Source organism: Reyranella sp. GW821-FHT12G01 (assembly GCF_058806575.1).
Window position 1 is genome coordinate 18,595 of the sequence record NZ_JBXAPV010000002.1, and the last position, 21,531, is coordinate 40,125.

Annotated in this window: 23 protein-coding genes; 14 read left to right on the top strand and 9 right to left on the bottom strand. The window is 66.6% G+C overall.

Going from position 1 to position 21,531, the window contains the following annotated elements; all coding sequences use genetic code 11:
* Positions 1-51 precede the first annotated feature (51 nt).
* The 3 genes from AC1RP5_RS19590 to AC1RP5_RS19600 all read left to right on the top strand — a co-directional run bounded on the left by AC1RP5_RS19590 (position 52) and on the right by AC1RP5_RS19600 (position 3,910).
* Positions 52-1,611 (top strand): acyl-CoA synthetase, encoded by a 1,560-nt coding sequence (locus AC1RP5_RS19590; RefSeq protein ID WP_493113473.1) that lies wholly within the window; start codon positions 52-54, stop codon positions 1,609-1,611.
* Complete coding sequence (locus AC1RP5_RS19595; RefSeq protein WP_493113475.1) at positions 1,611-3,143, top strand: acyl-CoA synthetase; 1,533 nt, start codon at positions 1,611-1,613, stop codon at positions 3,141-3,143. Before AC1RP5_RS19590 ends, AC1RP5_RS19595 begins: the two co-directional genes overlap by 1 nt.
* Positions 3,144-3,265: 122 nt before the next feature.
* The gene (locus AC1RP5_RS19600; protein WP_493113477.1) at positions 3,266-3,910 is read left to right on the top strand and encodes a glutathione S-transferase family protein; all 645 of its coding nucleotides are present in this window, start codon (positions 3,266-3,268) and stop codon (positions 3,908-3,910) included.
* Positions 3,911-3,913: 3 nt separating this feature from the next.
* On the opposite strand, the gene AC1RP5_RS19605 is transcribed toward AC1RP5_RS19600, so the two are convergent.
* From AC1RP5_RS19605 to AC1RP5_RS19615, 3 genes are all read right to left on the bottom strand, one after another.
* Entirely contained in the window at positions 3,914-4,432 is a 519-nt protein-coding gene (locus AC1RP5_RS19605; protein ID WP_493113479.1) for a hypothetical protein, read from the bottom strand.
* Between the two features lie 107 nt (positions 4,433-4,539).
* Complete coding sequence (locus tag AC1RP5_RS19610) at positions 4,540-4,995, bottom strand: GNAT family N-acetyltransferase (protein ID WP_493113480.1); 456 nt, start codon at positions 4,993-4,995, stop codon at positions 4,540-4,542.
* Positions 4,996-5,217: 222 nt separating this feature from the next.
* Positions 5,218-6,159 carry a dihydrodipicolinate synthase family protein gene (locus tag AC1RP5_RS19615; protein WP_493113482.1) on the bottom strand — a complete coding sequence of 314 codons (942 nt, stop codon included), beginning with the start codon at positions 6,157-6,159 and terminating at the stop codon, positions 5,218-5,220.
* A 76-nt stretch (positions 6,160-6,235) separates the two neighbouring features.
* On the opposite strand from AC1RP5_RS19615, the gene AC1RP5_RS19620 reads away from it, so the two are divergent.
* The 3 genes from AC1RP5_RS19620 (at position 6,236) to AC1RP5_RS19630 (ending at position 9,542) form a co-directional block, all read left to right on the top strand.
* Positions 6,236-7,372: a fumarylacetoacetate hydrolase family protein gene (locus tag AC1RP5_RS19620; protein ID WP_493113484.1), complete on the top strand. Its 1,137-nt coding sequence runs from the start codon at positions 6,236-6,238 to the stop codon at positions 7,370-7,372.
* A gap of 8 nt (positions 7,373-7,380) precedes the next feature.
* Positions 7,381-8,802 carry an amidase gene (locus AC1RP5_RS19625; RefSeq protein ID WP_493113486.1) on the top strand — a complete coding sequence of 474 codons (1,422 nt, stop codon included), beginning with the start codon at positions 7,381-7,383 and terminating at the stop codon, positions 8,800-8,802.
* 74 nt (positions 8,803-8,876) lie between these two features.
* A complete protein-coding gene (locus AC1RP5_RS19630) occupies positions 8,877-9,542 on the top strand; it encodes an RluA family pseudouridine synthase (protein WP_493113487.1) in 666 nt (221 codons plus the stop codon).
* Here the strand turns inward: AC1RP5_RS19630 and AC1RP5_RS19635 are convergent.
* The 4 genes from AC1RP5_RS19635 to AC1RP5_RS19650 form a co-directional block, all read right to left on the bottom strand.
* Positions 9,514-10,092, bottom strand: coding sequence for a hypothetical protein (locus tag AC1RP5_RS19635; protein WP_493113489.1), 579 nt, complete (start codon positions 10,090-10,092; stop codon positions 9,514-9,516). The two genes, AC1RP5_RS19630 and AC1RP5_RS19635, sit on opposite strands and share 29 nt — an antisense overlap.
* A gap of 115 nt (positions 10,093-10,207) precedes the next feature.
* On the bottom strand, positions 10,208-10,828 hold the full coding sequence (locus AC1RP5_RS19640; protein WP_493113490.1) for a glutathione S-transferase family protein: 621 nt from the start codon (positions 10,826-10,828) through the stop codon (positions 10,208-10,210).
* A gap of 34 nt (positions 10,829-10,862) precedes the next feature.
* The gene (locus AC1RP5_RS19645) at positions 10,863-11,882 is read right to left on the bottom strand and encodes a zinc-binding dehydrogenase (RefSeq protein WP_493113492.1); all 1,020 of its coding nucleotides are present in this window, start codon (positions 11,880-11,882) and stop codon (positions 10,863-10,865) included.
* On the bottom strand, positions 11,879-12,745 hold the full coding sequence (locus AC1RP5_RS19650) for an alpha/beta fold hydrolase (RefSeq protein WP_493115224.1): 867 nt from the start codon (positions 12,743-12,745) through the stop codon (positions 11,879-11,881). The genes AC1RP5_RS19645 and AC1RP5_RS19650 overlap by 4 nt, the downstream gene beginning before the upstream one ends.
* A 63-nt stretch (positions 12,746-12,808) precedes the next feature.
* Here AC1RP5_RS19650 and AC1RP5_RS19655 point away from each other — a divergent pair, with 63 nt between their 5' ends.
* Genes AC1RP5_RS19655 through cutA form a run of 5 tightly spaced genes read left to right on the top strand, consistent with a single transcriptional unit; the run spans position 12,809 to position 18,045 of the window.
* Positions 12,809-13,873: a protein kinase family protein gene (locus AC1RP5_RS19655; protein ID WP_493113494.1), complete on the top strand. Its 1,065-nt coding sequence runs from the start codon at positions 12,809-12,811 to the stop codon at positions 13,871-13,873.
* A gap of 31 nt (positions 13,874-13,904) precedes the next feature.
* A complete protein-coding gene (locus AC1RP5_RS19660; protein WP_493113495.1) occupies positions 13,905-15,236 on the top strand; it encodes an aromatic ring-hydroxylating dioxygenase subunit alpha in 1,332 nt (443 codons plus the stop codon).
* A 3-nt stretch (positions 15,237-15,239) separates the two neighbouring features.
* The gene (locus AC1RP5_RS19665) at positions 15,240-16,670 is read left to right on the top strand and encodes a glutamine synthetase family protein (RefSeq protein WP_493113497.1); all 1,431 of its coding nucleotides are present in this window, start codon (positions 15,240-15,242) and stop codon (positions 16,668-16,670) included.
* Positions 16,671-16,699: 29 nt separating this feature from the next.
* A complete protein-coding gene (locus AC1RP5_RS19670) occupies positions 16,700-17,734 on the top strand; it encodes a S1C family serine protease (protein ID WP_493113498.1) in 1,035 nt (344 codons plus the stop codon).
* On the top strand, positions 17,731-18,045 hold the full coding sequence (gene cutA, locus AC1RP5_RS19675; protein ID WP_493113500.1) for a divalent-cation tolerance protein CutA: 315 nt from the start codon (positions 17,731-17,733) through the stop codon (positions 18,043-18,045). The genes AC1RP5_RS19670 and cutA overlap by 4 nt, the downstream gene beginning before the upstream one ends.
* Here cutA and AC1RP5_RS19680 read toward each other — a convergent pair.
* On the bottom strand, positions 18,042-18,509 hold the full coding sequence (locus AC1RP5_RS19680) for a VOC family protein (protein WP_493113502.1): 468 nt from the start codon (positions 18,507-18,509) through the stop codon (positions 18,042-18,044). The genes cutA and AC1RP5_RS19680 overlap by 4 nt on opposite strands.
* A 45-nt stretch (positions 18,510-18,554) precedes the next feature.
* On the opposite strand from AC1RP5_RS19680, the gene AC1RP5_RS19685 reads away from it, so the two are divergent.
* Positions 18,555-19,148 carry a TetR/AcrR family transcriptional regulator gene (locus AC1RP5_RS19685; RefSeq protein WP_493113504.1) on the top strand — a complete coding sequence of 198 codons (594 nt, stop codon included), beginning with the start codon at positions 18,555-18,557 and terminating at the stop codon, positions 19,146-19,148.
* Here the strand turns inward: AC1RP5_RS19685 and AC1RP5_RS19690 are convergent.
* Positions 19,129-20,202 (bottom strand): NAD(P)H-dependent flavin oxidoreductase, encoded by a 1,074-nt coding sequence (locus AC1RP5_RS19690; protein WP_493113506.1) that lies wholly within the window; start codon positions 20,200-20,202, stop codon positions 19,129-19,131. The two genes, AC1RP5_RS19685 and AC1RP5_RS19690, sit on opposite strands and share 20 nt — an antisense overlap.
* Before the next feature lie 100 nt (positions 20,203-20,302).
* On the opposite strand from AC1RP5_RS19690, the gene AC1RP5_RS19695 reads away from it, so the two are divergent.
* A complete protein-coding gene (locus AC1RP5_RS19695) occupies positions 20,303-21,169 on the top strand; it encodes a LysR substrate-binding domain-containing protein (RefSeq protein WP_493113508.1) in 867 nt (288 codons plus the stop codon).
* Positions 21,166-21,528 (top strand): VOC family protein, encoded by a 363-nt coding sequence (locus AC1RP5_RS19700; RefSeq protein WP_493113510.1) that lies wholly within the window; start codon positions 21,166-21,168, stop codon positions 21,526-21,528. Before AC1RP5_RS19695 ends, AC1RP5_RS19700 begins: the two co-directional genes overlap by 4 nt.
* Positions 21,529-21,531 lie beyond the last annotated feature (3 nt).

Genomic DNA, 21,531 nt, shown 5'->3' on the forward strand with positions numbered 1-21,531 from the left:
CTACCACGAAGCCCCTTGCCGCGCGAACGAACGAGCCCCTAGCATCACCCCATGTTTGCACTGACCCAGGGACTTCGCCGCGCCGTCCAGACACGCCCCAACGGGCTTTCGACCTCTTTCGCCAGCCGTCGCCGGACCTGGCAGCAGAGCGCCGACAGGATCAGCCGGGTGGCAGGCGCCCTTTCCGCATTGGGCGTGCGTCGCGGCGACCGGGTCGCCATTCTTGCACTCAACTCCGACCGCTACCTCGAGCTCATGTACGCCCTCCCTTGGCTGGGCGCCGTGATGGTCCCGATCAACACGCGGCTGGCCGCGCCGGAGATCGAGTACGTCCTGAACGACTCCGGCGCCGTGGCGCTGTTCGTCGACACCGGCATGTCGCATCACCTGACGGCGCTGGAGGGCAAGACACCTGCGGTACGAGAGGTCATCTGGCTGGACGACCTCGCGAGCCCCGAGGGCATCCTCCACTACGAGGATCTCACCAGCTACGAGGCGATGGACGATGTCGGCGCCCGTGACGACGACCTGGCCGGTCTGTTCTACACCGGCGGCACGACGGGACGCTCGAAGGGCGTCATGCTCACCCACACCAATCTGGTCGTGAACGCGCTGAACGGCGTGGCCGGCATGGGCTTCACCTCGGACACCGCCTATCTCCATTCCGGTGCGATGTTCCACCTGGCCGACGGCGCCTCGACCTTCGGTGTCACCCTGTCGGGCGGCCGCCACGCCTTCGTGCCGCGCTTCGAGCCGGTCGAGGTGCTGCTCACCATCCAGACCGAGAAGGTCACGCACGCGCAGTTCGTGCCGACCATGATCAACATGCTGGTGAACCACGGGCGCTTCGCCGAGTTCGACATCGGCTCGCTGTCGTTCATCCTCTATGGCGCATCGCCGATGCCCGAGGGCGTCGTGCGCAAGGCGATCGAGATGATGCCGCACGTCCGTCTCATGCACGGCTACGGCATGACCGAGGCCTCGCCCATCGTGACCCTGCTCGACCCGCGCTACACCACGCTCGACGGCCCTTTCGCCGGACGCCTCAAATCGTGCGGCCAGGCGGTGCTTGCCTGTGATGTCAGGATTGTCGACGCCGACCGGCTGGAAGTGCCGCGCGGCACGGCCGGCGAACTGGCCGTGCGCGGCGCCAACGTGATGAAGGGCTACTGGAACAAGCCTGTCGAGACCGAGGCCGTTCTCGAGGACGGCTGGTACTATTCCGGTGACGGCGCCTACATGGACGAGGAAGGCTTCGTCTTCGTCGTCGATCGCCTCAAGGACATGATCATCTCGGGCGGCGAGAACGTCTATTCAGCCGAGACCGAGAACGCGATCTCGCTGATCCCCGACGTCGCCGAAGTCGCGGTGATCGGCGTTCCCGACGAGCAGTGGGGCGAGCGGGTCCACGCCATCGTGGTGCCGAAGCCCGGCGCGTCGCTCAGCGCCGAGGATGTGATCGAGCATTGCCGCAGCCAGATTGCAGGGTACAAATGTCCCCGCAGCGTCGACTTCCGCGATACGCCGCTGCCGCTCTCGGGCGCCGGCAAGGTCCTGAAGCGCGAGCTACGCGAACCCTACTGGAAGGGCTTCACCAAAGCCGTGAACTGATGTCGACCATTCCCTACTATGACTGGATCGCCCACCATGCCGGGCGACGCCCTGCCAAGCTTGCCATCCACGACCTGCAGACCGGACGGAAGTTCACCTACGCGGATCTCGACGCGCGCACGGCGAAGCTGACCGCGGCGCTTGCGGGCCGGGGAATCGGCAAGGGCGATCGCGTGGCCCTGCTCGCCCCCAATTGCGCCGAATACTTCGAGCTGCAATTCGCCTGCGGTCGGCTGGGCGCGATCATGCTGCCGCTCAACTGGCGGCTCACCGTGCCGGAACTCGACTACATCCTGGGCGATTCGACACCCAAGCTGCTCGTGCACGACAAGGCGTTCGCGGGACAGGCCGCGGCTCTTTCGAAGAGCCTGCTGGAGATCGACCACGACCGGACCGACAGCGCCTACGAACAGGCACTCGCATTGGCGGGAACCCCGCCGCCGGCCGCCGCCCTGAGCCACGATGACATCGGCATGGTCATGTACACGTCGGGCACGACGGGCCATCCCAAGGGCGCGATCATCACGCATGGCATGGTCTTCTGGAACTGCGTGAACCTCGGCATTCCAGCCTTCATCACGCCCGAGACCGTGCAGCTCGTCGTGCTGCCGCTGTTCCACACTGGCGGCCTCAACTGCTACGCCAACCCGGTGCTCCATGCCGGCGGCACGATCGTCGTGATGCGCACCTTCGATCCCGGCCAGGCGCTCGACTGCATCTCTGACATCTCGCTGGGCATCACCCACGTCTTCGCCGTGCCCGCGCCCTACCAGTTCATGATGCAACATCCGAAGTTCGCGGATGCTGATCTCTCGCGCCTGCGGCTTGCCGGCGTCGGCGGCGCGCCCTGTGCGCTGGCGATCATCGAGACCTGGGCCGCCCGCGGCGTGCCGCTCGTGCAGGGCTGGGGCATGACCGAGACCAGTCCCGCCGGCACGATGCTCGATGCCGCCGACGCGGTCCGCAAGCTGGGCTCCGCCGGCAAGGCGATGATGCACACGGCCATCCGCGTGGTCGACGACGAGGGCAACGATGCGCCGGTGAACGGCATCGGCGAATTGCTGATCAAGGGGCCCAACATCACGCCGGGCTACTGGAACAATCCCGCAGCAACGGAGAAGAGCTTCACCGACGGCTGGCTGCACACCGGCGACGCCGCGCGGCTCGACGAGGAAGGCTTCGTCTACATCGTCGACCGCTGGAAGGACATGTACATCTCAGGCGGCGAGAACGTGTATCCCGCCGAGGTCGAGAACGTGCTGTTCCAGCTTCCGGGTGTCGCCGACGCCGCGATCATCGGCGTGCCCAGCGAGCGCTGGGGCGAGGTCGGCATGGCGATCATCGTGCGCAAGCCCGACCAGGATCTGGCCGAAGGCGACGTGATCCAGCATTGCCTCGGCCGGCTCGCCAAATTCAAGGTCCCGCAGTCCGTGACCTTCGTCGACGTCCTGCCCCGCAACGCGACGGGCAAGGTGCTCAAGCGCGAGCTGCGGGTCCAGTATGTGGGACAGAGCGCGCCGGCGATTAGCTAGGCTCGGGCGAGAGACAAGTAATCATACTTGCTGGTGCCGGATTTTCCCTGTGCCGCGAAGTCGGCAAGCCCTAAGAACGGGCGAGACTTCGTTACGAGTACCGTCGGCTAAACAGGAATTCCATGCTTACGATTTATGGCGTCTACCGCTCGCGCGCGTCCCGCAACATCTGGCTCGCCGAGGAGCTTGGCATCCCGTTCAAGCAGGTGCCGGTGATCCAGCATTATCGCACCGTGCCGGCCGGGATGCTGCACACGCAGTCGCCGGAATTCCTGAAGATCAATCCGAACGGCCTCATCCCCTCGATCGACGATGATGGCGTAGTGCTGCACGAGTCGCTCGCCATCAACCTCTACCTTGCGCGCAAGCATGGCGGCCCGGTCGCCGGCGCGAACGTCGCCGAGGAAGGCCAGATCGCGATGTGGTCGCTGTGGGCCGCGACCGGCGTCGAGCCGCACGCCATCAACATCCTCTATCATCGCCTCGGCAACCCGACCGGCGTGAAGGATCCCAAGATCGCCGACGCCGCCGTCGAGGCGCTCAAGGGTCCGTTCGCGGTTCTGGAGAAGGCGCTGGCTAAGAGCGGCTGGCTGGTCGGCGACCGCTTCACCGTGGCCGACATCAACGCCGCCGAGATCGTGCGCTATGCGCAGGCCGCGCCGGAGTTGTTCGAAGCCGCGCCGCGCGTGAAGGCATGGCTTGCCGCCTGCCAGGCGCGTCCCGCTTTCAAGAAGATGTGGGCCGACCGCGACGCCGAGCCGGCGTAGCGGTCAACTCGCGGGCGCTGCCTTCGTCGCCGTCGCCAGACGCGCCGTGGCGCCCGCGATCGCCTCCGGGGAGAACCTGTCGGGATAGGTCAGCACAAGCTGCTCACCCGTCAGTTCGACCATGCCGTTCGCCACCAGCAGATCGAACGATTCCGGTGCTTCCTTGCTGCGGGCCCAATCCTCCAGGCACGCGACCACGCCCTTGCTCTTCAGCTTGAGGCGCGTGCGGCTGGCGCGAGTGGCGCGACGGTTCTTCTGCGTCAGCAGTTCTTCGTAGGCCGCCAGCGTCCGGTAGAAAGCCCGGTCGAGCGGATCGGTCTGCGCCGCGCCTTCGAGCGAACAAAGCTGGTCGAACGCCTGCCGCCAGATGTCCTCACGGCCCATCCGCCTGGCGTTCTGCATCAGGGTCCGCAGTTGCGCCGGATCCGTATAGCTTTCGATCGGCTTGGCCATCGTCTGCTTGATCGCAACAGGTGCCTTCTCGGCCGGCACGTTGTTATGCTTCGTTGAACGCTTTGCCACGGGGCTTACTCCTGCACATATGTCCAGCACTGTGTGTGCAAGAAATGCCACCATATCACATTGTTCGACCTGCAACCCGTCCGTTCACGACGCGAAAATCAGCCATGTCAGGCCGCCAAGACCAGCCGGTCGTTGGCGACCGCGAAGCCGAAGTTCTCGTAGAACCGCTTGGCCGGCCCCTCGCCCACAACCGCTTCGACCTGGACCGCACGGCGCTGGCGGGACCATTCGACGGCGGCGGCCAGGAGACGACGGCCGATCCGGCGGCCGCGCTGGTCGGCGCGCACGACGAGATTATCGACCTCGATGACCTTATGGACGCTGCCGCCTTCGAGCGGCACCAGTCGTGTCACCAGCACCGCGATGGCCAGCACACCGACTTCACTCTGCGCCACCAGCAACGTCGTGCCGGGCGTTTCGAGCCATGTCAGGACCTGCTCTCGGGAGCTTTCCCCGGCATCGAGAAGATCGGTGAGATCCTCGATGTCACGCGGGCCCGCCAGCCTCACGCGGATGGCGAGCGGTGCCTGGTGCGGTTCAAGTTCTGCTTCGATGATCGACATATCGTCCTCCAGTTTGCGGTTTCCGCCGCGGCCCGGAGGCCTAGTCCTAGAACACGAAAGCCGCCGGGATACGGCGGCTTCGTTGAGTCATGACCCTTCGCGCCGCCTATGTCAGGGGCGTAAAATACCAAGCGTTGTGGGACAGGGTCTTGAGCATGGCGATTTTATAAGCCTCGGATCGTGGGCCTGTCAACGGCGACAGGCCCACCGACACAACTCATGTCACTCAGCCGCGACGGCCATCGCCTGCTTGAGGCCCGGCATCGTGAAGCCGAGCTTGTCGAGCTTCTCGATCATGTCCTTGCCGGTCTTCTCGTCGATCTCGACGAGCGGCGGACGCACCGGGTTCCACTGCGGATCGGCGCCGTAGTGCGCGATCACGTACTTCAGTGCCGGGATCATCACGTAGCCCTGCATCACACCGCGGACTTCGTTGATCCAGGCCTGCAGCTTGTCGCCTTCGGGCGTGCCGTAGGCCTTGATCGTCTCGGCGATCTTGCCCGGGTTGATGTTGGCCGTCGCGCTGATGCAGCCGACGCCGCCCGCCTTGAGGTTCTCGAGGATCGGCTTCTCATTGCCGGAGAAGACATCGAAGCCGTCCTTGGCGAACGCCTCGATCATGCTCTTGGTGTGGGGCCAATCGTCCGACGAATCCTTCATGCCGGCGATCTGGTTCGGGTAGGCCTTCATCAGGCGCTCGACCAGCTTGTGCGTGATCGGCACGGCCGAGACCGGCGGGATGTGATAGAGATAGACGCGCAGGCGGTCGTCACCGACGCGCTGCACGACTTCCGAGAAGAAGCGGAACAGCCCCTCCTCCGGAACGCCCTTGTAGTAGAACGGCGGCAGCATCAGCACGCCGCCGACACCGAGCTTCACCGCATGCGCGCTCACTTCGGCGGCTTCGGTGATCGAGCTGGCGCCGGTGCCTGGCATCATGCGCGCGGCCGGCACGCCGGAGGCCACGACGGCTTCGAGGAGGCTCATGCGCTCCTTGGCCGACATCGAATTGGCTTCCGAGTTGGTGCCGAAGACCGCGAGGCCGCAATCCTGGCTGATCAGCCACTTGCAGTGCGCGATGAAACGGCCGACATCCGGCGACAGGTCGCGCTTGAAGGGGGTAACGACGGGCGAAAGAACGCCCTTGATCCGCGCTGCGGCCATGATTTGATTTCTCCCGGGAATGGCGCGCCTTTTCTGCAACGAAGCGCCGGAAACGTCCAGTAGTCAGGTGGTTCAGGTGGCAGCTTCGATCGACGAGATTCTCCCCGAGGACGGCACGGCCGGCACCCTGGTCGGCCGCCTCTGGCGCGCCGGAAGTCCGGCCGGCCCTGCCGTCGTCGCGGTACGCAAGGACGGGGTATTCGACCTTTCCGCGACCGTCCCCACCATGGCCGACCTCTGCAATGCGCCCGATCCCACGGGGCTGGCACGCAATACGCCGGGCGAGCGCATCGGCACTTTGCAGGATTGCATGGGCGGCCTGCTCGCGCCGGTCGACCTGCAGGCCCTGAAAGCCGCGGGCGTCACCTTCGCCGTCAGCCTGCTGGAGCGACTGATCGAGGAGCATGCCAAGGGCGATCCTGCACGCGCCGAGCAGGTGCGCGGAGAGCTGAACTCGATCATCGGCGCCGATGTGAGCGCCATCAAGCCAGGCTCGCCCGAGGCCGAGGCGTTGAAGAAGACGCTGATGGCGCGCGGCGCGTGGTCGCCCTACCTCGAAGTCGGCATCGGCCCCTATGCCGAGATCTTCACCAAGGCCCCGCCCATGGCCGCCGTGGGCTACGGCGCCGAGATCGGCATCCGCCCGGACTCGGACTGGAACAATCCCGAGCCCGAAGTGACGCTGATCGTCAGCGCCAAGGGCAAGATCGTCGGTGCGACCTTGGGCAACGACGTGAACCTGCGCGACATCGAGGGCCGCAGCGCGCTCCTGCTGGGCATCGCCAAGGACAACAACGCCTCCTGCGCGCTCGGCCCCTTCATCCGCCTGTTCGACGACACCTTCTCGCTCGACGACGTACGCAAGGCCAAGGTCGACCTCGAAGTGACCGGTCCCGACCAGTTCCGCCTTCGCGGTTCGAGCGATCTTTCACGGATCAGCCGCGATCCCACCGACCTCGTGGCGCAGGCCATGAGCGCGCATCAGTATCCCGACGGCATGGCGCTGATGACCGGCACGCTGTTCGCGCCGACCGAGCCACGCAAGCCCGGCGGCACCGGCTTCACGCACATGGTGGGCGACCTCGTCTCCATCCGTTCACCGAAGCTCGGCACGCTCACCAACAAGGTGGCCCATTGCGACAAGATTGCGCCGTGGACCTTTGGTGCGGGCGCCTTGATGCGAAACCTCGCGGCACGAGGGTTGCTGCGGTAAACGGGAGCATGACCGACCTCACTTCCCTGCCTGCTTCCGAACTGCGTGAACAGATCGCGGCAAAGAAAATCTCGCCCGTTGAGTTGACCGACGCCGTGCTGGCGCGCGCCGACAGACTGCAGCCGGTTCTGAACTGCTTCATCACGCTGGTGCCCAATCAGGCCCGCGCGGCGGCCAGGGTGGCGGAAGACGCGGTGATGCAGGGCAAGCCGCTGGGGTTGCTGCACGGCATTCCCTTCGCGGCCAAGGACCTCGTCAACACAGCGGGTGTGCGCACGACCTTCGGGTCGCTGCTCTACGAGAACAACGTGCCGAAGGACGACGCGGTCTGCGCCGCGCGCGTGAAGGCCGCCGGCGGCATCCTGTTCGGCAAGACCACGACGCCGGAGTTCGGGCACAAGGCGCTGACCGACGCGCCCTTGTTCGGACGCACGCGCAACGCCTGGAGCGCAAAGCACACGTCCGGCGGATCGAGCGGCGGCGCGGCGGTAGCCGTCGCAGCGGGCATCGGTCCGATCGGCATCGCGACCGACGGCGGCGGCTCGACGCGCATTCCCGCCGCGGTCAACGGCATGGTCGGGCTGAAGCAGAGCAACGGCGTCATTCCGCACAGCCAGGTCGCCGACGCGTTCGGCAACTACACCTACGTGACGCCGATGACGCGCACGGTGATGGACACGGCCCTGATGTTGCAGGCCATGGCCGGTCCCCATCCGTCCGACCCATGGTCGATCGGCGTCGAGCCGCAGGACTATCTCGCCGCGGCTCGCGCCGAGGGCGATCTCAAGGGCAAGCGCATCCTCTACAGCACGACCCTGGGCAACAGCGTGGTCGCGAAGGACGTTCGCGCGGCCTTCGAGGCGTCGCTCGCGAAGTTGCGCGAGCTGGGCGCCGAGCTCGTCGAGCTTTCGGATACGCTCCCCGACATGGGCACCGCCTGGAAGGTGATCAATCACACAACCTGGAAGGCGCGCTTCGACGAGATGATCCGCCGTGACGGCAATCGCATGACTCCTTCGCTGGTGCGCCAGGTGGCCGAGGCCGCGGACTGGTCCGGCGCCGACTATCAGCGGGCGATGTTCCAGCGCGCCGACCTCTTCCGCATGGTGCAGGGCTGGTTCGAGACGGCCGACTATCTGGTGACGCCCACGATCTCGCGCACCGCCTTGCCGATCGACCAGGACCTGTTCGACCCGATCCACATCGACGGCGCGGAAGCGGGTGAACTGCGGCGCAACTGGTTCCCCTACACGATGCCGTTCAACATCACCGGCCACCCCGCCCTCACTTTGTGCAACGGCTACGATTCCGAAGGCCTGCCGATCGGCCTGCAGATCGTCGGCCGTTTCCGTGACGAGGCCTCGGTGCTGCACGCTGCCGCCCTCTACGAAGCGAGCGAAAGCTGGCTCGACCGGCGGCCAGAGCTGTGAAGCCGCACCAGCCGCCGAGGCGGCCCCCGCCCCGGAGAGCGCCGCCGCTGACAGCCGAACAGATCCAGGCCCGGGTGCTTCATCGCGACGGCCTGATCCTGGTGATCGACAAGCCGGCGGGCCTCGCCGTACATGCCGGCCCCAGCGGTGCGCCAAACCTCGAAGAGTGCTTCGACGATCTGCGTTACGGCCTGCCACGACCGCCGGCGCTCGCCCATCGGCTCGATGCCGACACGGCCGGCGTGCTGGTGCTGGGGCGCCATCCCAAGGCGCTCGCCAAGCTCGGCCGATTGTTCTCCGGCCGCGACACCGAGAAGACCTATTGGGCCGTGGTCGAGGGCGCACCGCCCGCCGACGAAGGCGTGTTCGACATGCCGCTGCTCAAGGTCAACACACGCAGCGGCTGGTCGGTGAAGGTGTCCGACAAGGGCCAGCCCTCGGTGACGCGCTACAAGGTGATGGGCCGAGCTCCCGGCATGACGTGGTTGGAGCTGAAGCCCGAAACCGGCCGCACGCACCAGATCCGTGTGCACTGCGCTGCGGCTGGATGCCCCGTGATCGCCGACCGGCTCTACGGCCGGGCCGAGCCGAACAACCAGCTTCACCTGCAGTCACACGGCATCGTTCTGCCGCTGTCGAAGAGCAAACCGCCGGTCGTCGTCACGGCCCCTCCACCGCCGCACATGCTGACCGCGTTGAAAGCCTGCGGCTTCAGTCCCGAGCCGTCACCCACACCCTGAGCGTGTCGCCGGCCTCAAAGCCGGCATCCACCGCGGCTTGCAGCTCGCGACCAGATTCGTAGCCGACCAGCGGCAGTCGCGGGAACGTCTGCGCCGCCAGCAACGTCAGCGAACGCCAGACGGCCGGCGCATCCGGCGTCTCGGCGACGACGTTGGTCACGCCGACCACGTCCTCGGCACGATAGAGCATGAAGCCCGCCACGACCTTGAAGCCGCGCCGTCCCTTGAACATCGCGAAGTTCGGGTCGTCGAACGGCCACTGCTCGGTGCCCTTCTCCTCTCGCTGCCAGACGATGTCCGTTTCCGGTCCCGCGGCCGGCATGCCGCCGCGGATCCACTGCGCATCGAACAGCAGATCGAAACCACGCCGCGACAGATCGAGCGTGTTGAAACTGTCCTTCACGCTCCAGCGGCCCGGCAGGTTCGATTTCTGCAGGATTTCGACGGTGCTTCGTTGCTCGTCCAACGCAGTGTCGCCGACCGCCAGGGTGACCGCGTTGGGATAGAAACGCGGCACGGTCGCCGCGTTCACCCACATATGCGGCAGCATGCGCCCGGCATGGCCGTGCGCGCGGCAGACCGCGTCGCACCAGTGTGCGTTGTTGAGAGCAGCTTGGAGGGTCCAGTCCTTCAGGTGTTTACCTCTTCCTGCTGAAAGCCTGCGATCAAGCCGACGCGCTGGGGCGCGCCTTCATGCGCTCCATCCAGGCCGTCAGGTTCTTGTTCGCCGGATCGAGCGGCTGCCCGACCTTGCCCAGGAATTCGAGGAACGGATACAGCTGGATGTCGGCCATGGTGAGCTTGTCGCCGGCGATGAACGGCTTCGAGCCGAGCAGTCCGTCGAGCCAGGCCAGCTTCTTCTTCGCCGTTTCCTTGAGACCGTCGGCGGCTTCGGGAATGCAATGAACGCGATCCTGGAAGAACTTCAGCCCCTGCGAGAAGCGGAAGCCGTTGAGCGCGGGCTCGAGCACGTTGAGGTCGATGCGACGCACCCACATGCGGGTGTTTGCGCGCTCTTCCGGCGTGTCGCCGATCAGCGACGGCGTGTCCTTCTTCACCTCGTCGACGTATTCGCAGATCGCGGTGATCTCGGCGATGACCGTGCCGTCGTCGAGTTCGAGCGCTGGACACTGGCCGGCCGGATTGATCTTGAGATAGGGCTCGCGCCGGTTCTCGCCACCGCGCAGGTCGACCTCGACTTTCGGCACGTCGAAGCCCTTCTCGGCCATGAAGATGCGAACCATCTGCGGGTTGGGGCCGACCGAATTATAGAATTTCACTTTCATTTCCTCCCTTGAAGTCCCTGCAGCGCTATCAAAGTCAGCGCCACGGCTCCACGAGAATCTTGGTGTGATTTTCGGGATTGCCCAGTTCCGCGAACGCCCCCTTCACTTCGGCGAGGCCGACCTTGCCGGTGATCAGCGCATCCGCCTCGACCTGGCCTTCCGCCAACAGGCGAAGGCAGCGCGCGAACTCCTCGGGCGTGTAGCCCAACACGAACTGGAGCGAGAGCTCCTTCACGATTCCAAACAGCGGTTCGATCCGGTCCGGCTCCATGCAGACGCCGGCCACCACGATGCGCGAATCGCGAGGTGCGGCCTCGAAGACCTGCTGCAGCAAGCCCGGTACGCCGACGCATTCGAAGATCACCGCGCGCTTGCCGGGCGTGAGCTTGGCGTAGGGCGATTCGACCTTGGGATCGATCACGATGTCGGCGCCCATCTTGGCCGCCAGCTCGCGCCGCTTGGGCGAGAAATCGGCCGCGATAATGGGGTGAATGCCCTTCAAGCGCAGGCCGACGATGGCCGCGAGCCCCACCGGTCCGCAGCCTACGACCAGCGGTGCGTCGTTCTCCTGCAGCGCCGCCTTCTCGACCGCATGGATACCGACCGCGAGTGGCTCGGTGAGCGCGGCGTGATCGGCCGACAGGCCGTTCGGCACTTCGAGCAGCAGCGGCGCTGCCAGCACCATCCGCTCGCCGTAGCCGCCGGGGAAGTCGTTGGAGTAACCCACGGTGCGGTGACCGTCCGCTTGCGGGATCACTGGCATGGAACAGACCAGGGTGCCGGGCTTCAGCTTGCGCTCGGTGCCGGGACCGTAGTCCAGCACTTCGCCGCAGAACTCGTGCCCGAACACGACGTCGCGCGACAGGTCGAGCGGCACGCGACCGGGAATGCGCTTCGACAGCTCGACCATGTGCGGCGCGTGCTTGGCATAGTGCAGGTCCGAGCCGCAGATGCCGCAGCACAGCGTCTTGACCAGCACCTGCCCCGCCGCCGGCACGGGCTCGGGCACTTCCGCGACGACCATGTCGCCGCCGCGTAGGACCGCCGCCTTCATTTGATGAACTCGCGCGTCGTCGCGACGAAGTCGTCGAGACGGTCGTGCTGGACCCAGTGGCCAGCGCGCTCGAACTCCACGACCTTCGCCGTCTTGAAGTGCTTTATGCGGCCGTCCTTCTCCGGGTTGGAGGCCCAGCTTTCCTTGCCGTAGACCAGCAGGGTCGGACAGGTGATCTGCGACCACAGATCCTCGATCGCCTCGTAGCTCATGTCGTAGGGCTGGTTGACGCGCACATAGTTGTCGAACTTCCAGCTGTAGGTACCGTCCTCGTTCTGGTTGACGCCCTGCTCGGTCAGGTGGCGCGCCTGCGCCGCCGAGAGGTGCTTGTTCTCGTCCTGCATGCGCTTGAAGGCATCCTCGATCGTCGGGTACTTGCGCGGCGCCCGGGCCGACAGCTTGCGCTGCTCGTCGATCCAGTCGGTCATGCGCGCGCTCATCGGCTTGTTGCCGCGCTCGGCGATCACCTTGGGCGACGGTCCGAGACCTTCGATCGCCACCAGCTTGCGCACCTTGTCGGGATGGATGCCGGTGTAGCGCAGGCAGATGTTGCCACCCAGCGAATGCGCCACGATCGTCACCGGCGCCAGGTTCTGCTGATGGATGAGCTGCGCCAGGTCGTAGATGTAGGCCGCCATCGAATAGTTGCCGTCGGGCGACCACTGGCTGTCGCCGTGTCCGCGCAGGTCCGGGCAGATGACGTGCCAGTCCTTGCGCAGCGCCTGCGCCACCCAGTCCCAGTTCCGGCAATGATCGCGGCCGCCGTGGACGAGCAGAAGCGGCGGCGCTTCGGGATTGCCCCAGTCGACATAATGCAGACGCAGACGCTGTGAGAAGAAAACCCGGGAGGTGGGGCCGGGCATACCGTTCAATGTATTCATCCGGGCAATTTACCGGCTGCGGTCACTCCGGCACAATGGAGGACAATGACGCTCCCGACGCCCGAAGCGGCCAGTGCCGACCACCTTACGGAGGTGCTTCGTCGCAGCGGTGTGCTGGCGGGTGGCCGGGTTTCCGCCGTCGCCGTCGACAAGCAGTTTCCCACGATCCTGTCCCTGGTTCAGAGGCTGCGCCTTACCTACGAAGGTGCCGCCGACGGCGCACCGGCGACGATCATCTTCAAGACCGACCTGCCGAACCGGCCTGGTGCCAATTGGGAAAGCGGCCGCAAGGAAGTCGCCTTCTACACCCATGTCGCCCCGGCAACGCCGGCAGGCCTGCTGCTGCGCTGCTTCGAGGCGCACCACGATCCGGCCAGCAGCAAATGGCATCTGCTGCTCGAGGACCTGACCGATTCGCACATGATTGCCACGCAGTGGCCGTTGCCGCCGACGATCGAGCAGAGCGAGGCGATCGTTCGCGCCCATGCCCGCTTCCAGGCCGCCTGGTGGGATGATCCGCGCCTTGGCGTGACGGTCGGCGCATGGCCCGAATCGAAGGCCGTCGATGACTGGCTGAAGAGCCTCGTCGGCTCCTATGTGAAGTTCGCCGACCTGCTGGGTGACCGCCTGCCGACTGACCGCCGCACCCTCTACGACCGGCTGTTCGATCAGGCGCCTCGCCTGCTGCAACGCTACCGCGCGCGCCGCAACGTGACCCTCATCCAGGGCGATTCCCATACATGGAACTGCTTCCTGCCGCGCGACGCCTCGTCGGACACGGTGAGGCTGTTCGACTGGGATGGCTGGCGGCCGACCGTCGGTGCCGAGGATCTCGCCTATATGATGGCGATGCACTGGTATCCGGACCTGCGCCAGCGGGCTGAGCGCCATCTGCTCGACTGCTTCCACGCCGAACTGACGGCGCGCGGCGTGACGGGGTACGACCGGCCCTCGCTGCAGGACGACTATCGACTGTGTGTCCTCTGGGCGACCACCCGGCCGATCTGGATGCAGTCCGCCGGGATTCCCCCCGTGATCTGGTGGAACCATCTCGAGCGCATTCACCTGGCCGCCGCCGATCTCGATTGCCGCGAGCTGTTGTCCGCGTGACACGTAGGGGCATTTGCGCGAGAGTTTGCGCATGATGAGCCCCGAGCAGAACGAGTTGATGACCCGCGTCGGTCCGGGCACCAGGTGCGGCGTCCTGATGCGCCACTACTGGCATCCCGTGGCCCTCGCCGACGAACTGCCCGCCGAGCGGCCGGCCAAGCCGGTGCGCGTGCTGGGGCAGGATTTCGTGCTGTTCCGCGACGAGCGCGGCCGGCACGGTCTGCTCGACCGCGACTGCCCTCATCGCGGCGCGGACCTCGCCTTCGGGCGCCTGGAAGATGGCGGCTTGCGCTGCCTGTTCCACGGATGGCTGTTCGACGTCGACGGCAAGTGTCTGGAGACGCCGGCCGAGCCCGAGGGCAGCGTGCTCTGTCAGCGGGTGCGCCAGCGCTCCTATCCGGTCGTCGTGAAGAACGGCATCGTCTTCGCCTACCTGGGTGAAGGCGAAGCGCCCGCCTTCCCCGACTTCGACTGCTTCCTCGCGCCCGGCACGCATGCCTTCGCCTTCAAGGGCCTGATCGAGTGCAACTGGCTGCAGGCGCTGGAGGTCGGCATCGATCCGGCGCACGCCTCCTACCTGCATCGCTTCTACGAGGACGAGGATACCGGTGCGGCCTACGGCAAGCAGTTCCGCTCTGCCTCCGCCGATTCCGAGATCCCGATGACGCGCCTGCTGCGCGAGTTCCCGCGGCCGAAGCTCGATGTCGAGGCGACCGACTACGGCCTGCGCCTCTTCGCGCTGCGCAAGCTGAACGAACAGCACACGCATGTGCGCGTGACCAACCTCGTCTTCCCCTACGCCTTCGTGATCCCGATGAGCGCGGAGATGACGATCACGCAGTGGCACGTGCCGATCGACGATACGAGTTGCTACTGGTACGCGATCTTCACCAGCTTCGGTAAGCCGGTCGACCATGCCTCGATGCGCGAGCAACGGCTGAAACTCTATCAGCTCCCCGACTACCGCCCCCTGATCGGCCGCCACAACGATTACGGCTACAACGTCGCCGAACAGAAGAACCAGACTTTCACCGGCATGGGCTTCGACATCAACGTCCACGACCAGTGGGCCGTCGAGAGCCAGGGCCGCATCCAGGATCGCACGCGCGAGCATCTCGGCACGACCGACAAGGCGATCGTCGCCTATCGGCGCATGCTGCTGTCGGCCATCGGCCAGGTCGGCAACGGCGAGCGACCGATCATGTGGCTCGACCGCCAGCGCGCCGCCGCGATCCGAGGTCCCGTCGCCATCGACGGCATGGGACCGACCGAGGGCTGGGAAGCCTACTGGAAGGATGTCGACGTGCGCCGCCGCCAATCCTCGAGCTGGGCGGCCGATACCATCCCGCCGCTGGTCGCGTAGACGATGACGCTGGTCGAGCGCGCGGGCCTCTGGACCGAGGACCGCAAGGCCGCGACACGCGAGGCCGAGCGGCGCATGAAGGCGGGCGAAATGTCGGTCGTGCGGCTGGCCTTCGCCGACCAGCACGGCATCCTGCGCGGCAAGACGCTGGCTGCGTCCGAGGTCGACGCGGCGCTGAAGAACGGCGTCGGCTTCACGACCACCATGCTGCTGAAGGACACGTCGCATCGCACCGTGTTCCCCGTCTGGCAGCCGGGCGGCGGCTTCGGCATGAAGGAACTGGAGGGCGCGGCCGACGTGGTCATGCTGCCCGATCCCACGACCTTCCGCGCGCTCCCCTGGGCGCCGCATTCCGGCTGGATGCTGTGTGACATCTACTTCGCCGACGGCCGGCCGATGCCGCTCTGCACGCGGCAGGTCCTGCGCAAGACGCTCGGGGTGCTGGCCGATCGCGGCTACGATTTCGTTGCCGGCCTCGAAGTCGAGTTCCATCTGTTCAAGCTGGAGAAGGCGAAGCTCGGCACGACCGATGCGGGCCAGCCTGGCGAACCGCCCGACGTGTCGTTGCTGAACCAGGGCTACCAGTACCTGACCGAGCAGCGTTACGACGAGATGGACCCCATCCTGGAGATCCTGCGCACCAACCTCGTCGATCTCGGCCTGCCGTTGCGTTCGCTCGAAGTCGAGTTTGGCCCCAGCCAGGTCGAGTTCACCTTCCGCACCGGCACGGGCCTCGATCCCGCCGACACAATGGTGCTGTTCCGCAGTGCCACCAAGCAGATCGCCCAGCGCAACGGCTTCCACGCAACCTTCATGTGCCGGCCCAAGCTTGCCAACGTGATGTCGAGCGGCTGGCACCTGCACCAGTCGCTGACCGACCGGAAGACGCACGCCAACGCCTTCACCGATGCCGGCGAGCCACTGTCTCCGACCGGCCGCCACTACATGGCGGGCCTGCTGGAGCATGCGCGTGCGGCTGCCGCCTTCAGCACGCCGACGCTGAACGGCTACAAGCGCTACCGCCCCTTCTCGCTGGCACCCGACCGCGCCATCTGGGGCCGCGACAATCGCGGGGTGATGGTGCGCGTGCTGGGTGGTCCCGGCGATCCCGCGACCCATCTCGAAAACCGCGTCGGCGAGCCTGCCGCCAATCCCTATCTCTATATGGCAAGCCAGATCGTCTGTGGCCTTGACGGGCTGGAACGGAAGCTCGATCCCGGCCCCTCGGCCGACACGCCCTACGAGGCCAAGGCGCCGCTGCTGCCGCGTTCGCTCGGCGAAGCTCTGGCGGCGCTCAAGGAGAGCAAGGTGTTGCGCGCTGGGCTGGGTGATTTCTTCGTCGATTATTACCTGCGCCTGAAGCAGGCCGAGATCGATCGCTTCGAGCTGGAGGTCAGCGACTGGGAGCAGCGGGAGTATTTCTCCCTGTTCTAGAAATCCGGTCCGCTCCCCATATAGCGGGCATGTTCGACTTCGATCCCCTGCTCGTCGATGACGAGCGCCGCGATGTGGAGATACCTGGTATCCCCGTCGAAACCACCGCTGACGACGCCGCGCTGTTCGACGCCTATTCGCGCGCCGTCGTCGATGTCGTCGACCTCGTCAGCCCCTCCGTCGTCCGGGTCGAGACGCCGGCCGATCCCGAGGCCCGCCGCCGCGGCGGCACCGGCTCGGGCGTCGTGATCTCGCCCGATGGGCTGGTCCTGACCAACAGCCACGTCGTGCAGGGCGCCTCGTCCGTGCGACTGGCGCTCGCCGATGCGCGCACCGTGAAGGCACGGGTCATGGGCAACGACCCGCACACCGACCTCGCGCTGCTGCGCGTGATCGACGATGTCTCGTTGCCGGCCGCCCGGCTCGGCAATTCCAAGGAGCTGAAGCGCGGCCAGCTCGTGGTGGCGATCGGCAATCCGCTGGGCTTCGAATCGACGGTGACGGCCGGTGTCGTCTCAGCGCTCGGCCGCTCGCTGCGGGCACAAACCGGCCGGCTGATCGACGACGTCATCCAGACCGACGCCGCTCTCAATCCCGGCAACTCGGGTGGGCCGCTCGTTTCCTCGCGCGGCGAGGTCATCGGCATCAACACCGCCGTCATCGCCGGCGCCCAGGGCATCTGCTTCGCCGTCGCCAGCAACACCGCCAGCCACGTCGTGAGCGAGATCGTGCGTCACGGCCGCGTGCGACGCGCCTTCATCGGCGTCTCTGGCCAGACCCTGGTCCTGCCGCGCCGGCTTGCCCTGGCGCTGGGCCTTGCGCAGGCGCGTGGCGTCGTACTCGATGCCGTCGAGGCCGAGGGCCCCGCGGCCAGGGCCGGCCTGCAGACCGGCAACATCGTGATCGCGCTCGACGGCCAGCCGGTCACGGGCGCCGACGATCTGGTGCGATTGCTGAGCGGCGCGCGCATCGGTATCGAGACGGTGCTGACCGTCATCGCCGGCGCTGCGCTGCGCCGCATCACCGTGATGCCGGTCGAGAGGATCGAGGAACGCGAGACATGACCGCCATTGCCGTCGTCACGACCGTCGCCAACCGCAAGGATGCCCGAACGCTTGCGCGGGCGCTGGTGGAAGCGAAGCTCGCCGCCTGCGCCCAGATCTCGCGGATCGAGAGCGTCTACAGCTGGAAGGGCTCGATCGAGACCGGCAAGGAGTATCGCATCCTGTTCAAGACGCTCGACGAACACTACAGCGCCGTCGAGCGCGCGATCCTCGACCTGCATCCCTACGAGGTACCGGCGATCCATGCCTTCCCGATGATGCACGTCGCCCCCGCCTACGCGGCGTGGATCGAGGAGAGTGTGGCGGTTTAGGTCTGGCCGGCTTCCAGCATCTCGGTCCAGCGCTTCTGTAGCTCGTCCGGGCTCAGCACTTCTTTCACGGCGGCGAGGAACCAGCGGTAGCCGAAGGGACAGGCGACCATGCCGGATCGGTCGCCATAAAACTGATCCTGAACTGGCCGCACCAACGTGGCGCCGGCCGCCACGGCGCGGTCGACGGCCTTGTCGGCGTCGGGGACCCTGATGTGGAACGCGACCGGCGAGCCGCCGATGGCGCCGGGGCTTCTCGCGCCGAAGTCGGGATACTCGTCGTTCATCATCAGCACGGTGTCGCCGATCCGGATCTCGGCATGGCCGATCCGGCCGGCCGGCTCGACCAGCCGGAACAGTTCCACGGCGCCGAACGCCTTCACGTAGAAATCGATCGCCGCCTTGGCGTCGTGCACGGTCATGTGCGCCTGCACGGTCTGACCCGAAGTCGCGGTCTTTGCGGTCATGGCATCACCTGTGTTATATTACATTACGTATCGTAACGTTAATAGATGCCCCGTCAAGCTCCTCCACCCGTTTCGGTGCGCGGCCGTCCGCGCGATCCCCGCACCCGCGCCGCCATCCTTGTCGCTGCGCGTGCCCTGCTCGAACGCGGCGGACTGACGGCCGTCACCATCGAGGCGATCGCGCAAAAGGCCGGCGTGAGCCGCCCCACGATCTATCGCTACTGGCCAAACGCCCCCGCCGTGGCGATGGCTGCATTCCTGGAGACGACGGGCGCGGCCGAGGCCGCCCGGTCACCGAAGAGCGCTCTCTCGGCGCTACGCGCGCAACTCCACGCGCTCGCGGATGCCTTCGCGGCGCCCGCCGGGCGCAGCGTCGCCGCCATGGTCGCCGCGGCCCAGTCCGAGACCGAGCTCGCCAAGGCCTTCCGTAACGAGTTCATCGCCCGCAACCGAGACGCCACGCGTGCCCTGCTGGAACGCTGCGTGGCCGAGAAGGCGATCGAGCCGCCCGAGGACATGGAGGTCACGCTCGACCTCGTATTCGGGCCCCTCTTCTACCGGCTGCTGATGGGCCACGCGCCGATCACGCGCGGCTTCGTCGATCAGCTTTTAGGCACCGTCATCCGCGCACGCGGCTGAGAACGCTCTCGGTCTCACGCACCATCGTCTTCACCAGCTCACCGGCGCCCATCTCGCGGGCCAGGGTCGGCGCCTGTCCGCTCCACAGCGGCGTGAAGTCGGTCGAGCCTTTGGCCTCGGCTGGCCCGCGCAGCGGCTGGCTCGCCTCCGCTGTCAGCGGGAAGGTCGGCGCGTCGGGGCTCATCGGCCCAACCTCGCTCACGAGGCGGTTCACGATGCCGCGCGCGGCGCGACCGGTGAACACGTTGGTGAGTGTGGTGCTGTTGTCGTTAGCCTGCTTCAACGCTGCGCGATGCAACGCGGCCGTCCGCGCTTCCGGCGTCAGCATGAAGGCCGTGCCGATCTGCGCGCCCGCGGCGCCGAGGGCCAGCGCCGCCGCGATGCCGCGGCCGTCACCGATGCCGCCGGCGGCGATCACCGGCACCTTCACCGCATCCACGACCTGCGGCACCAGCGCCATCGTCCCGGCCTGACGACCAACATCGTCGACCAGGAACATGCCGCGATGACCGCCCGCCTCCGCGCCCTGGGCAATGACCGCATCGACGCCCTCGCCCTCCAGCCAGCGCGCCTCCTCCGCCGTCGTCGCCGAAGCGATGACCAGGATGCCGGCCGTCTTGAGCCGCAGCATCAGCGCCTTGTCAGGCAGGCCGAAGTGGAAGCTTGCGACCTTGGGCTTGAACTCCAGCACCAGATCGCAGGCCGCCCCGTCGAACGCGGCGCGCGACGGTCCCTTGGTGCCCGGGGCCACGCCCAGCTCTTCGTAATAACCCGCGAGCTTCTGGCGCCATGCGACATCACGGGCCGCATCGACCGTCGGCGGCTTGTGCACGAAGAAGTTCACGTTGAACGGCCGGGCCGTTCCCTGCTTCACCATCTGGAATTCCTGCCGCAGGCCATCCAGGGTCAGCATCGCGCCGGCGATCGAGCCCAGCGCCCCGGCTTCGGAACTGGCGATCGCCATCTGCGGCGAGGTCACGCCGGCCATCGGCGCCTGGAGGATGGGATGCTCGATGCCGAAAAGGTCGAGAAGGCGGCGGTCCTGCCAGTTCATGGCGATTCTCCTTGTTGTGCCCGCACTCTAAGCCGCGCGGCGGCATTCCAATCAGCGATTTATACTAATCGATGCCATCTGATATTCTGATGCAATGGACATGAAGGACCTGGCCACGTTCGAGGCGGTGGCGCGCCTGGGCGGTATGGGCCGCGCGGCGCTCGAATTGAACACCGTGCAATCGAACGTCACGCAGCGCGTCCGGCGCCTCGAGGAAGCGCTCGGCGTCTCCCTGTTCGAACGCAGCCGCGCCGGTGCTCGCCTCACCCCGGCCGGCGAGCGGTTGATGCCTTATGCGACGCGTGTTGGCGCGCTGCTCGACGAGGCCAGTCGGGCGGCGCGGGACGATGGCGCACCGCGCGGCACGCTCACCGTCGGCTCCCTGGAAACGACGGCAGCTCTCAGACTCTCACCGTTGCTCGCCTCCTATGTGCGCGCCCATCCGAGCGTCGATGTCGTGTTGCGCACCGGGACGACGGCCGAGATGGTCGAGCGCGTGCTGGCCCGTGACCTCGAAGGTGCCTTCGTCTGCGGACCGGTCGTCCACCCGCAACTCGTCTCGACACCGGCCTTCACCGAGGAACTCGCCCTGCTCAGCGCGCCGGCCGAAACCTCACTGGCGGCGGTGCTTCGGCGCCCGGACCTGCGGCTCGTGATCCTGCGGGCTGGCTGCTCCTACCGGCAGCGGCTCGAGGAAGTGTTGGCTCGGCGGGGCGTGGTCGGTCTGCGCCGGTTGGAATTCGGCACCCTCGAAGCCATTTTAGGCGCCGTCGCTGCAGGCCTAGGAGTCACCCTGCTGCCGCGCACCCTGATCGGCCCCGTCTGGCGCGGCGGCGCGGTGCGTGCGCACCGGCTGCCGGCCAACGAGGCGCGGGTGCAGACCGTCTTCGTTCGCCGGCGCGACATGCTCCCGTCCAGCGCCCTGCTCGCCTTCCAGAAACACGTGACCAAGGGAGAAACCAAATGATGCGCGGCAGCACCACGATCTTCACCGTCAAGGACTCCGCTGCGAGCCTCGCCTACTATCGCGATCGTGTCGGCTTCGACGTCGCCTTCGAGTACGGCACGCCGACTTTCTATGTCGGCCTGTGCTCGGGCGAAGTTTCCCTGCATCTGATCTCGGCGGCAAAGGCGCCACGGCCGCCCGGCCACGGCGCGGTAAGTATCTACGTCGACGATGTCGATGCATTGCACGCCGATCTCGTCCGTCGCGGCGCGAAGATCCTCAATGCGCCCAAGGACCAGGATTATGGCCTGCGTGACTTCGGCATTGCGGACGGAGACGGCAACATGATCTTCTTCGGCACGGAACTGAAAAAGAGTTAAGCG

Coding starts and splice junctions, on each gene's coding strand:
- AC1RP5_RS19680 (WP_493113502.1), bottom strand. CDS start 18,509: ATGACCGCAAAGACCGCGACTTCGGGTCAGACCGTGCAGGCGCACATG.
- AC1RP5_RS19600 (WP_493113477.1), top strand. CDS start 3,266: ATGCTTACGATTTATGGCGTCTACCGCTCGCGCGCGTCCCGCAACATC.
- AC1RP5_RS19665 (WP_493113497.1), top strand. CDS start 15,240: ATGACGCTGGTCGAGCGCGCGGGCCTCTGGACCGAGGACCGCAAGGCC.
- AC1RP5_RS19640 (WP_493113490.1), bottom strand. CDS start 10,828: ATGAAAGTGAAATTCTATAATTCGGTCGGCCCCAACCCGCAGATGGTT.
- AC1RP5_RS19645 (WP_493113492.1), bottom strand. CDS start 11,882: ATGAAGGCGGCGGTCCTACGCGGCGGCGACATGGTCGTCGCGGAAGTG.
- AC1RP5_RS19635 (WP_493113489.1), bottom strand. CDS start 10,092: ATGCTGCCGCATATGTGGGTGAACGCGGCGACCGTGCCGCGTTTCTAT.
- AC1RP5_RS19610 (WP_493113480.1), bottom strand. CDS start 4,995: ATGTCGATCATCGAAGCAGAACTTGAACCGCACCAGGCACCGCTCGCC.
- AC1RP5_RS19615 (WP_493113482.1), bottom strand. CDS start 6,159: ATGGCCGCAGCGCGGATCAAGGGCGTTCTTTCGCCCGTCGTTACCCCC.
- AC1RP5_RS19685 (WP_493113504.1), top strand. CDS start 18,555: ATGCCCCGTCAAGCTCCTCCACCCGTTTCGGTGCGCGGCCGTCCGCGC.
- AC1RP5_RS19625 (WP_493113486.1), top strand. CDS start 7,381: ATGACCGACCTCACTTCCCTGCCTGCTTCCGAACTGCGTGAACAGATC.
- cutA (WP_493113500.1), top strand. CDS start 17,731: ATGACCGCCATTGCCGTCGTCACGACCGTCGCCAACCGCAAGGATGCC.
- AC1RP5_RS19695 (WP_493113508.1), top strand. CDS start 20,303: ATGAAGGACCTGGCCACGTTCGAGGCGGTGGCGCGCCTGGGCGGTATG.
- AC1RP5_RS19655 (WP_493113494.1), top strand. CDS start 12,809: ATGACGCTCCCGACGCCCGAAGCGGCCAGTGCCGACCACCTTACGGAG.
- AC1RP5_RS19660 (WP_493113495.1), top strand. CDS start 13,905: ATGATGAGCCCCGAGCAGAACGAGTTGATGACCCGCGTCGGTCCGGGC.
- AC1RP5_RS19590 (WP_493113473.1), top strand. CDS start 52: ATGTTTGCACTGACCCAGGGACTTCGCCGCGCCGTCCAGACACGCCCC.
- AC1RP5_RS19650 (WP_493115224.1), bottom strand. CDS start 12,745: ATGCCCGGCCCCACCTCCCGGGTTTTCTTCTCACAGCGTCTGCGTCTG.
- AC1RP5_RS19690 (WP_493113506.1), bottom strand. CDS start 20,202: ATGAACTGGCAGGACCGCCGCCTTCTCGACCTTTTCGGCATCGAGCAT.
- AC1RP5_RS19700 (WP_493113510.1), top strand. CDS start 21,166: ATGATGCGCGGCAGCACCACGATCTTCACCGTCAAGGACTCCGCTGCG.
- AC1RP5_RS19670 (WP_493113498.1), top strand. CDS start 16,700: ATGTTCGACTTCGATCCCCTGCTCGTCGATGACGAGCGCCGCGATGTG.
- AC1RP5_RS19595 (WP_493113475.1), top strand. CDS start 1,611: ATGTCGACCATTCCCTACTATGACTGGATCGCCCACCATGCCGGGCGA.